Origin of the sequence: Albibacterium bauzanense, from assembly GCF_004339765.1 — a bacterium.
GTDB lineage: Bacteria > Bacteroidota > Bacteroidia > Sphingobacteriales > Sphingobacteriaceae > Albibacterium > Albibacterium bauzanense.
In genome coordinates, this window is the sequence record NZ_SMGO01000003.1 from 339,271 (window position 1) to 351,209 (window position 11,939).

The 11,939-nt window shown below is 35.1% G+C and carries 8 protein-coding genes; 3 read left to right on the plus strand and 5 right to left on the minus strand.

Translation table 11 applies throughout. The features are described 5' to 3' along the window. Window positions 1-18: 18 nt before the first annotated feature. Window positions 19-2,190, minus strand: a complete 2,172-nt coding sequence (locus tag C8N28_RS12805) for a glutamine synthetase III family protein (protein WP_132225522.1) — start codon at window positions 2,188-2,190, stop codon at window positions 19-21. A 506-nt stretch (window positions 2,191-2,696) separates the two neighbouring features. Between C8N28_RS12805 and C8N28_RS12810 the strand changes: the two genes are divergently transcribed. The 3 genes from C8N28_RS12810 to C8N28_RS12820 all read left to right on the plus strand — a co-directional run bounded on the left by C8N28_RS12810 (window position 2,697) and on the right by C8N28_RS12820 (window position 6,922). Continuing rightward, window positions 2,697-3,809, plus strand: a complete 1,113-nt coding sequence (locus C8N28_RS12810) for a glycosyltransferase family 4 protein (RefSeq protein ID WP_132225524.1) — start codon at window positions 2,697-2,699, stop codon at window positions 3,807-3,809. Continuing rightward, complete coding sequence (locus C8N28_RS12815) at window positions 3,806-5,965, plus strand: amylo-alpha-1,6-glucosidase (RefSeq protein WP_132225526.1); 2,160 nt, start codon at window positions 3,806-3,808, stop codon at window positions 5,963-5,965. The genes C8N28_RS12810 and C8N28_RS12815 overlap by 4 nt, the downstream gene beginning before the upstream one ends. Window positions 5,966-6,031: 66 nt before the next feature. Continuing rightward, the gene (locus tag C8N28_RS12820) at window positions 6,032-6,922 is read left to right on the plus strand and encodes an SDR family oxidoreductase (protein ID WP_132225528.1); all 891 of its coding nucleotides are present in this window, start codon (window positions 6,032-6,034) and stop codon (window positions 6,920-6,922) included. A gap of 5 nt (window positions 6,923-6,927) precedes the next feature. Here C8N28_RS12820 and C8N28_RS12825 read toward each other — a convergent pair whose 3' ends face one another. The 4 genes from C8N28_RS12825 to C8N28_RS12840 form a co-directional block, all read right to left on the minus strand. After that, window positions 6,928-7,113: a hypothetical protein gene (locus C8N28_RS12825; protein WP_132225530.1), complete on the minus strand. Its 186-nt coding sequence runs from the start codon at window positions 7,111-7,113 to the stop codon at window positions 6,928-6,930. Then, window positions 7,103-8,278 (minus strand): PepSY-associated TM helix domain-containing protein, encoded by a 1,176-nt coding sequence (locus tag C8N28_RS12830; protein ID WP_132225532.1) that lies wholly within the window; start codon window positions 8,276-8,278, stop codon window positions 7,103-7,105. Before C8N28_RS12830 ends, C8N28_RS12825 begins: the two co-directional genes overlap by 11 nt. A 195-nt stretch (window positions 8,279-8,473) precedes the next feature. Next, entirely contained in the window at window positions 8,474-10,993 is a 2,520-nt protein-coding gene (locus C8N28_RS12835) for a sodium:solute symporter family transporter (RefSeq protein ID WP_132225534.1), read from the minus strand. A gap of 8 nt (window positions 10,994-11,001) precedes the next feature. Further along, entirely contained in the window at window positions 11,002-11,931 is a 930-nt protein-coding gene (locus C8N28_RS12840) for a dihydrodipicolinate synthase family protein (RefSeq protein WP_132225536.1), read from the minus strand. Window positions 11,932-11,939 lie beyond the last annotated feature (8 nt).

Sequence of the window (11,939 nt, forward strand, 5' to 3'; positions counted from 1 at the left end):
TATTAGATTTTTAATGCTTTATTTTATGAATAGTAGTTCTCTAAATTTTGGTAGTGGCCAGATAGCGTCATCAATTAATAGTTCTAACTTATCTACATGATATCTGATAGGATCAAAATATGCTTTAACCTTTTCATCGTATGCAATTGCTTTCTCGCGACTATCTTTAATTACATTGGCCTTTTTACGCTCCTCAGTCATTTCGTAAACATTCGTTTTAATGAAATTGATATGCTTCGATAGTTCCTCAATAATGTGTATTTGGGCCTCATAAGTATCCTTACTAAAACCAATATCCTTTAGACCTTTTACGTTATTAATAATATCGGATTGGTATTTTATAGCTGAAGGGATGATCATATTCGTTACCAATTCGCACATGATACGAGCCTCGATCTGCAATTTTTTATAATAGATTTCCAAAAGGATTTCGTGCCTGGCATGTGCTTCTCTTTTAGTAAACACACCTGTTTTTTCGAAGATCTTTTCAGTTTCTTTTGATACCAATGCATCTAAAGCCCTGGGTGTAGTTTTAATATTTTGCAGACCACGCTTTTCAGCCTCAGCTGCCCATTCTTGACTATAACCGTTGCCTTCAAAACGAATCTTTTTAGATTCTTTAGTATACTTTTTAATAATCGTTAATAGAGCTACCTCTTTTTGATCGCCTTTCTCAATCAATTTATCTACATCTGCTTTGAACTTGATTAATTGCTCTGCAACGATCATGTTCAGAATTGTCATTGGATTAGAAGAGTTAGCGGAAGAACCTACTGCTCTTAATTCAAATTTATTTCCAGTAAAAGCAAAGGGTGAAGTACGGTTACGATCTGTATTATCCAAAAGTATTTGCGGGATCTTTGGAATGCTATGCCACATCTCAGCTTCTTTTGTTTTCTTAGATATTTTTGAGGTTTCAATCTCATCCAGTATATCATTCAATTGCTCTCCAAGAAAAATAGATATAATTGCTGGCGGAGCTTCATTGGCACCTAATCGATGATCATTACTTACAGATGCGATGGATGCTCTTAGCAAATCTGCATGCTCGTAGATCGCTTTTATTGTATTAACCAAAAAGGCAAGGAACATTAAATTATTCTTTGGAGTCTTTCCTGGTGACAACAAATTCTTACCGGTATCAGTAATCAAAGACCAGTTGTTATGTTTTCCTGAACCGTTGATACCTGCATATGGTTTTTCATGTAGCAAGACTTTGAAATGATGCCTTTTAGCTACTTTATCCATGACATCCATCAGTAACTGGTTATGATCAATGGCTAAATTGATTTCTTCATAAATTGGAGCGCATTCAAATTGTGAAGGAGCAACCTCATTATGACGGGTTTTCAAAGGAATACCTAATTTAAGGGCTTCTGTTTCAAAATCCTGCATGTATGCATAAACCCGATCAGGTATTGATCCGAAATAATGATCTTCTAATTGTTGGCCTTTAGCAGATGCATGTCCGAATAATGTTCTTCCTGTTAAATACAAATCTGGCCTTGCATTAAATAATGCAATATCTACCAGGAAATATTCTTGTTCAATGCCTAAAGAAGCACTTACTTTTTTAATATTCTTATCAAAGTAATGACAAACATCTGTAGCAGCTTTATCCATAATGGAAAGAGCTTTTAACAAGGGTGCTTTATAATCTAAAGCCTCCCCTGTATAGGATACAAATACTGTTGGGATACATAATGTTTTTCCGAAAATAAATGCCGGAGAAGATGGATCCCAGGCAGTATAACCGCGAGCTTCGAAAGTACTTCTAATTCCGCCATTAGGAAAACTTGATGCATCTGGCTCTTGTTGTACTAAGGCGTCTCCTGAAAATCTCTCAATCGCTTTACCATCAGAACCTGGCTCAAAAAAAGAATCATGTTTTTCTGCAGTAGAACCCGTTAATGGTTGAAACCAGTGAGTATAGTGGGTAACGCCTTTGCTCATGCTCCAAGCCTTCATGGCTGATGCAATCTTTTCAGCAACCTCTCGACTAATGGAAGATCCGCTTTCTATAGATTCTTGAACAGCCTCATAAGTTTCTTTTGGTAAAAAAGCCAACATATTGGCATTATTAAAAATATTCGATGCATAGAAGTCTGAAATTTTATCAGATGGTGGTTTAACCTCAGGAATCGTTCTGGTTAAAACAGTTTGTAAAGCTTGAACCCTGTTTGTTGTCATTTTGATAGCTAGTTTTTAGTAATAAATCTGTTCTTATCTATTTTTTTGATAAAAATACAGTAAAATATTTTTATTTAACACATATTTTCAAAAAAAATACCAACTTTTTGATAAATGATCAATAAAAAATATAACAATTGCTATTATTATAATATATAGTATCAATTTATATAGACAAAAACATTACTAAATCATATATTTTACCGCATTATAATCTATTTAATACCATTATCATTATATTAATTCAATAAAAACCAGAAATAATGCTACAATTAATCACAAATCGTGTAGTTTGTATTAAAATACCGAACATTTCAATACACAAAACAATTTTTCATCAAAAACAAATCAACTATTTCGAAATTATCATGAATTGGACTATGAAAATATACATAGGAGGCTGACACTAAATATTCTTATATACTGCAATCTCCAATTCAATGGCTTAATATTTTAAACAATTTTTTTAATAGTGAGTTATTAATATGTAAAGGATGGTAATGAGAATGAACGAAGAAAAAAACGGCAATATCAAAACAAAGCCTTTAAGAATAGCTCAAATTGCACCATTATATGAATCTCTTCCACCTAAATTATATGGAGGAACAGAAAGAATTGTGTATTATTTAACAGAAGAGTTGGTTAAACAAGGTCATGAGATTACTTTGTTCGCTTCAGGGGATTCAATTACAAATGCTAAATTAATAGCTCCTGTTAATGAAGGTTTACGTCTAAAAAAAGACTGCATTGATCCATTAGCATATCATATAATTGAGATGCAGGAAGTAATAAAGCATGCTAAGGAGTTTGACATTTTACATTTCCACACTGATTATTTACATTTTCCGTTTAGTAATTTAAAAGTGCCTTCAATTACAACCTTGCATGGCCGATTGGATATTCCTGAATTGCAAGACATTTACAAAGTATTTCCCTATCAAAAATTAATATCAATTTCTAATAACCAACGGCGCCCTCTCCCACAGGCAAAGTTTGTTAAAACAGTTTATCATGGCCTACCTGAAAACTTACATTCTTTAGGAAATGGAACTGGCGATTATCTAGCTTTTCTTGGTAGAATATCTCCTGAAAAGGGAATTGAAAGAGCAATTAGAATTGCCCTCGCAACCAATATAAAATTAAAGATTGCTGCAAAAATTGATAAAGCTGATTTAGCTTATTATGAAAATGATGTAAAATACTTACTAAATCACCCGCTAATAGAATATATCGGAGAAATAAATGAACAACAAAAAACAGAATTTTTAGGTAATGCGAAAGCTTTAATATTTCCTATTAACTGGCCAGAACCTTTTGGCTTGGTAATGATTGAGGCTATGGCGTGTGGCACTCCGGTGATTGCCTTTAATAATGGGTCTGTTCCGGAGATCCTTGAAGATGGTGTTACTGGGTTTATTGTGGACACAATGACTCAGGCTATTTTTGCAGTAAGTCAATTAAAATATTTATCAAGAATAAAGATTCGCCAAACCTTTGAGAAACGTTTCACTGCTAAACGTATGGCAGAAGATTATATTAATGTTTATTATTCCTTAATTAATGTTTCATTAAAAAGAGTTTACAGAAACGGTAATATTAAATTAAATGAACAATTATGAAAGAAGAAATTGTATATGAGGAAGAAAAATATCACATTTCGCCTGATGCAGTTAATTCTGATGAGGTAAATAATGTATTAAATTATTCGAATACATTTGTTGTTTTTGACCGTTCAGGAAATATTCAACCTCATGGAAAAATGGTACAGGGAATATATCATGACGGGACTCGCTTCATTAATAAATTAGTATTGTCTATAAATGGAGAAAAACCTATTCTGTTAAGTGGTTCGATAAAAGAAGGCAATTCAATATATTCAGCTGATCTTACTAATCCTGTACTTAAAGAGTGTAACATAACAGAAAATTCTATACATATTGAAAGACATCAGTTTGTAAGAGAAGGGGCTTTTTATGAAGAAATCAGTATTCTGCAATATGGTCCGGAAAATTGTTTATTCAATCTTGAACTTGCTTTTAACGGTGATTTCAAAGATATTTTTGAAATTCGAGGTTTAAAGCGGTCAGTAAAAGCAAATAATTCATACCCTATATATCATGATAATTATTTTGAAACGAATTATTTAGGGTTGGATGGTCTGGAACGTTCTTGTGAAATTCATTTTCTCTCTGATGCTGAATATTCATTAAAGAAGAATAAAGCAATATTCGTTATTGATCTCATTCCGAACAAATCGATTATTATCAATTATTGTATTCATTTTTTATTGGGAACAGAAAGAAAAGAAAGGCTTTCTTATAAACAAGCAAAGGAATTAACGCTTCTGGAGTTAAACGAAAGAAGGAATTTATTCTCTAGTATTAAAACCTCTAACCGACAATACAATCATTGGCTGTTTAGATCTGAAACTGACCTTATTTCTCTTCTTTCCCAAACTAGTCATGGGAAATACCCTTATGCTGGTGTACCTTGGTATAACACACCGTTTGGTAGAGACGGAATAATTGCTGCGATGGAAGTTTTATGGATTAGTCCTGAAGTTGCCAAAGATGTTTTATTATTTCTAGCAGCCAACCAGGCTGTTGATTTGATTCCCGAAAAAGATGCAGAACCAGGCAAAATATTGCATGAAGCGCGCAATGGAGAAATGGCTAATACAGGGGAAATACCATTTGCACAATACTATGGAACTATAGATGCCACTCCATTATTCATTATTCTTGCAGGCATGTACTATGATCGCACAGCTGATCTGGATTTAATCAAACAAATTTGGCCAAACATTAAAGCTGCCATTAATTGGATTGATCAATATGGAGATTTTGATGGTGATGGTTTTGTTGAATATATACACAAAACAGAGAATGGACTGACCAATCAAGGGTGGAAAGACTCTTTTGACTCAATTATGCATGAAAATAAACAGTTGGCTGAGCCTCCTATTGCTTTATGCGAAGTCCAAAGTTATGTATATGGAGCAAAAGTTCATGCAGGAAATCTGGCTTTATTATTCGGGAATGAACATTATTCTTCAACGTTATTTAATGAAGCGGCTTTGTTAAAAAAGAATTTTAATGATAAATTCTGGGATGAGGAATTATCTTGTTATGTTTTGGCTCTTGACGGTAATAAAAAGCCCTGCAGAGTAAAATCTTCGAATGCCGGACATTGCCTTTTTACTAAGATAGCAGATAAGGATAAGGCAGCTTTACTTGCTGACACTCTACTTAATGCAGATATGTTCAGCGGCTGGGGAATAAGAACTTTATCATCTTTATCAGGAAGATATAATCCAATGTCTTATCATAATGGATCCATCTGGCCTCATGATAACGCTTTAATTGCTTATGGATTATCTAAATATGGCTTACAAAGCCATGTTCTAAAAATCATGGAATCTATATTTGATGCCTCTCTATTTATAGACTTACAAAGGGTTCCTGAATTATATTGCGGTTTCAATAAGCGAAAAGGTATAGGGCCAACAGCTTATCCGGTTGCTTGCTCTCCACAAGCTTGGTCAGTAGGAGCTGTATTTATGTTATTACAATCTTGTTTAAGAATTGATGTTAATGCTGTAAATAAAACTATCACTTTTGATAGAATTGTGCTTCCAGAGTATTTAGATGAAGTTTATATCAAAAGTTTAAAATTGACGAACAAAATATTCCAACTTACGATTCATCGTTCTTTGGATGGAGTGCGTTTTAGCATAATACAAAAACCTGACGATTGGGAGGTTATTATAAAGTAAAGTAATTATGCTCTTTTTAAACTTTTATAAAAACATGCTGTTTTAATTTATAGAAAACATAAGAAGATGAAAGAAGAAGGAAATCAAAATCCCAAAGAAAAATATCCTGTTCCACCATTTCCAAAACAAGAACAGGTTATTCCAGGTAACGAAGAAGGCATGCATCCTAAAGCAGATCATGGAGAAGAATCTTATAAAGGTTGCGGTAAATTAGAAGGCAAAAAGGCGATCATTACTGGTGGCGATTCTGGTATTGGCAAGGCGGTCTCAATCGCATTTGCCAGAGAGGGTGCTGATGTGCTGATCTCTTATTTAGACGATATGGAAGACGAAGATGCTTTTGATACTGCTGAATATGTAAAGGAAGCTGGCAAAAGAGCTATTCTAATGAAGGGTGACATACGCGACCCTGAACACTGCAGGGCAATTGTACAAAAAGCTGTGGCAGAATTTGGTCAAATAGATATTTTAGTAAATAACGCTGCCTTTCAAATGGCCAGGAAATCATTAGCTGATATTTCAGATGATGAATGGGTTAAAAACTTCAATACAAATATTCATCCTATGTTTTATTTAAGTAAGGCTGCAGAACCTTATATGAAACCTGGAAGTAGTATAATAAATACAACTTCTATAAATGCGTATTCTCCTACTCCCATACTACTACCTTATGCTGCAACAAAAGCTGCAATTCAAAACTTTACGGCTAATTTAAGCCAGATATTATTAGAAGCAGGAAAAGGTATCCGTGTTAATGCTGTAGCTCCTGGTCCTATTTGGACTCCACTTATTCCATCAACTATGCCACATCCTGATACTTTTGGAAAGGATACACCAATGGGTAGACCCGGGCAACCAGTGGAAGTTGCTCCTGCCTATGTATTTTTAGCATCTGATGAGGCAAGTTATATTTCAGGGGCAACCCTCCCTGTTACTGGTGGACGAATAACCATTTAAATAGGTTATTTAAAATACTTCACTCCATATTTAATCATAATATAAAGAGGAATACCTAATGCAACCCATGAAAGAATATGCCATACTCCAATCCCCATTATAGCTAATAATAATCCTATGGTTGTTAGGACAGCCAAAAGAATAGGCATTACCCATGTTTTATTTAAGTAATAGTCATTTTTAGTAGGCATCTTCTTCGACAGTTGATAAAGTAAGCGATTCGTAATTGTCTATAAGTCTTTTTAATTGAGCGGCTTTCGCTTTTCGTCTTGCAAACCAAAGATAAAGTCCAGAGATCAATACAAGAATAGTAGCCAGATCAAAGATTACCCAAATGATTTTCATAGGAATACCACCGTAATCTCCAAAATGAAAAGGCTGAGAGATGAAAATGGTATTTAAATACCAGGGAAGATCTCTCATATCTGTAAACTCACCTGTTTCAGCATCAATTAATGCAGGTTTAATAATTCTTGAAGTTAAGGGCGTAGTTCCAATCATATAAACAGCATAATGATGGCTACTTGAATATAAAGTACCAGGATATGCAACAAAAGAAACTTCCATTCCTGGAGCTGCTTCCTTCGCTTTTTCAATAGCAGCATCAAGAGAACTTAACTTACCCTCTATTTTAGGTTTATCTTTATACTCAGACACCATTTCGGCCAATTGTCCGGACCTCCACATTTCTAATGCAGGATCTGCCAATGTATTAATAACACCTGTAATACCCACAACAAATGCCCATGCTAAAGTCACGATTCCAAGTAGATTATGCAAATCCAGCCATTTTAATCGAGATGATTTTTCGGTCCTTATCATTCCAAAATCAAAACGCTTCATGATTGGGCCATATAAAACAACACCAGAAACAATTGCTACAATAAAAAGCGTTCCCATTAATCCCAGAAAAAGTTTACCTGGTATGCCAGCAAGCATCTCTACATGGAGATAATACATTATTAACATGAAATCCATTTCATTTGGAGGTGCCTCAAGCACTGTCGCGGTCCTTTCATCCATAGTTAGATAATGATCTGCTTCAATAGGCGCTTCGGATGAGTCAGCTAATGTTACGAACATTTGATTTGGATGATGATCGGCATCCCAGAAAATATATTTTGCTTCTTTGCCTGGTATATGTTCCATGGCCTTTTGAAGAACCGCATCTTTTGAAAACTCAGGAGAGCCGGCAGGAAGTTCAGCAAGCTCTATATCCTTTCCAAGAAGATGATCTATCTCTTCATAAAATACCAGTGGCAATCCGGTGATGCATAGCATAAGTAAAAATATAGTGCATATAAGACTTGTCCATTTATGAACATCAAACCATCTTTTTATTGTTTTAGCTCTCATAAGTACCTAGTAATGATAATGATGGATATTTCTTGTTATGGGTTTATTTATTTTATCCATCGCCACAAATGTATTATTTAAAATTATTCTAAACAATATTTATTTGAAATTATTCTAAATAAGTAATTAGCGAAGGGAAAAAATAGCTGAATAATGCTTAATAAAATACCTGAGAACAATAATTGATTTGCCTTATTACAGTATACCTTTTTCTATTTTTTTAACAGGAAAAAATAAGCTTACGAGATAAGCTACTCCTACTGATACGAAAATTGCTATTGCCGGATACAGGAAAAAATTAACAAGATTTGCTTGGTGTACAATATATAAAACAATGGCACTAAAGATAAACCCGACTAACATTCCTGTACTATTAATCCTTGGAAAGAATATGCCTGCTGTAAACATTCCGGCTAAACATCCTCCAAGGAGACCGATTATTGTTATATATTGATCCCAAATAGAAGAATTTTGCAATGACGCAATATATATAGAAACAATTGCACCCATAAGCCCTAAACAAACGGTTGTAATACGTGCAAAATCAAACTGTTTCTTATCAGACGAGTTTGGCTTAAGCAACACAAAGAAATCCTTCGTAATAACAGTAGCCATTGAATTCATACTCGAACTAATCGTTGACATGGTTGCAGCAAATACACCTGCTATTACCAAACCTGATAAACCGGAAGGTAATTGATTAGTGATAAATCCAGGAAAAATATCGTCGGTTCTTCCAAAAGGATTTACTACAGCAGGGTGATGTTTAAAATATACCCATAACGCAGTGCCAACTCCAAAAAATATAATAGAAGCAGGAATCGTTAACAGAGCATTAACATAAATTGATTTTCTAGCCTCCTTTTCAGAGGAAGTTGTTAAATAACGTTGTACTACAACTTGATCAGACGAAAAAGTAACGAGTTGAGATAAGAACCCTCCAACCAAGACCACCCACAAAACAGGCTCTGTTATTGTTGATTCAAGTATAGCCCATTGAAATTTATTATTGTCTGCTGCTTCAGAAAAAAAAGCAGAAAAACCTCCATCTATGGAAAAAACAATAAATATTAGACTCGCCAAAGCACCACCTAATAATACAACCACCTGCATCACATCTGTCCACACGACAGCTTCAATACCTCCAAAAAAGCAATAAACTGTCGTAATCAGACTAGTTACAATAATACAGGTTGTTAAATCGATACCTATAATGGAACTTAACACCAAAGAAGGCAAATAAATAACCACCCCCAACCTGCCCAACTGAAACAATAAAAAGGTTAAACTTGCCAGCAACTTTATCGGTCGATTAAAACGAACCTCCAGGTATTCATATATACTTGTTACTTTAAGTTTTCTAAAATAGGGTAAATAAAAATAAACAATCAGAGGAGCAACGGCAACTATCATCATATTATTCATGAAATAGACCCAGTTTGTTGCATAAGCTTTCGCTGGAATTGCAATAAAAGTAAGAGCACTTAAGACAGTTCCGAAGATGCTTAAACCTGCAGCCCATCCTGGAATTTTGCCCTCTGCCAGGAAAAAATCGGCAGTTGTTCCATTCATTCCTCTGGAAGCAAAAACGCCAATGCCTAGAGTAAGTAAAAAATAGATCCCTAACACAGTCCAATCCCAGCCTTTAAATGCACCTGTTGAATTTAAAGGTTCACCGAACCATACCTTGTTCGTTCTAATGGATGGTTTAACCTCTCCACCGGGAATAACTATTTTCCCTTTCCACTCCACCATAGGTGTTGTAACAGGAGCCAAATCAGGAAAAGAGCCAATCTTTCCCCAAGTATTTGTAATGATATTATAAGAGAAAATGTCTTTTGAGAATCCAGGGTGAGAATTTACTGCCGGATCAAGATTAACATTGCTACCATCATCTCCACCAAAAACAATTAGATTGCTTTGTCCTGCACTTAATGCGGGATTAGGAGCACCAGCGACAGATACTGGTAATTCGGCGAGTTTGCTCCATCCTTCTTTTTCAGTAAAACGATAAGCATCTTTTAAATATTCTCTTTTACCTTCATTCAAATATACTCCACTAAAGAGGTAAATCGCATTATCTTGTACACCGGCCACTGAAAGCATTCTTGTTGGCCCAGGCCACGTTTCATTAATCTTCCATCCTTGAGCCAGATTACCCAGATCTAGTGTCCAAAAATTTTGTCCCGCTTCTTTTGAATCTGGATATCTAATTCCTCCTAATATATAAATCTTATTATTTAATAAAACTCCTGTTGAATTCGCAAGAGGTTGAGGCAAATCAGGTAATTTTTCATAATTAACAGATCCTTCCGAATAAGTCATTATATAAACTTCTGAATGATGCCCTTCTGCATTACTCCCCCCTATCAAAATAATTTTCCCGTTCCAACTGATCGAAACTCCATATCCGAGAGGCATGGGTAATTGTCCTACTAATTTCCATTCTCCCTCAGGTTGATCCAATGCATAAACCTGATCATGCCATACCTTTTCAGACCCTGTCCATGGAGCGCCGCCATCTGGAAAGTTAGCGCCACCAGCAACTAAAAGTGCATCATTTGAAACACCAGCGAAGGAACCCGCAAACCCAATGTTATCAGGAATATCCTTAGCAGATTGCCAACTTATATATTTCGTATCCTGTGCAAACAAAGGAGAGCTGGCCATAAAAAGGATAATGTTAATGAAACAAAAGAAAGAAGCTTTGATCATAAAGTCATTTAAAAAGAGTGATTTTTTATGCAATCTTTTACTGTTGAAAAGAATTCCTTTTTTTCAAGCTCTTCAATGAGCAGCTCCTTATCGGAAGCTTTTAATTCAAGTAAAGGTAAACGACAAGGTCCAAGATTAATTCCCTTAAATCCAACAATTGCGCGCTGAGCTGGTATTGGTGCAAATTTCACCAAAGATTGAACCATCTTTATTGACATCATCTGAAGATCGCGTGCTTCCTTTAATTGATTATTTTGAAAACACTCAATAATTCGGTTATATAAAGGAGCTGCAAAGGTATATGTACTTCCAACAGCACCTTTAGCTCCAACTGCTAAAGCTGGCAGCAGCATTTCATCAAATCCGAATAAAATATCAAATTTTCCATCTTTATGATTCAAACAAGCTTCATATTCATGCAAAGTAGAAGCTGTATATTTCACCCCCCTAAAACTAGGAATAAGTTCTTCTGCTAAATTTAAAAACTCAAGCATATCCATTGAAATACCTGTTAAATGAGGTATATTATAGTAATAAAAGGGTGTTTCGGGTGCTGCAGAAGCAATCTCTGCCATACTGATAACCAGGGCTTTCACGGAAGATGGTTTAAAATAAAAAGCGGAAACAGAGGAAATAGCATCTACACCTAACCCTTGAGCATGTGCGGCAAGTTTTTTAGCCTCATAGATTGAACTATGACCTACATGAACCATAACGATAATACGCTTATTTACAGCTTTGACATAAGCCTCTGCAATGGCCATCCGTTCTTCAATCGTAAGATTGGGTCCTTCTCCATTTGTTCCGCAAATGAACACTCCTGCTAAGCCGTCTGCTATCAAATTTTCAACGATTTCCGGAATGATATCCAGATTGATCTCACCATTATCTTTATAAGCTGCAAAGCTTGCAGCTATTAAACCTTCTATTTTCTTCATTAATTTCT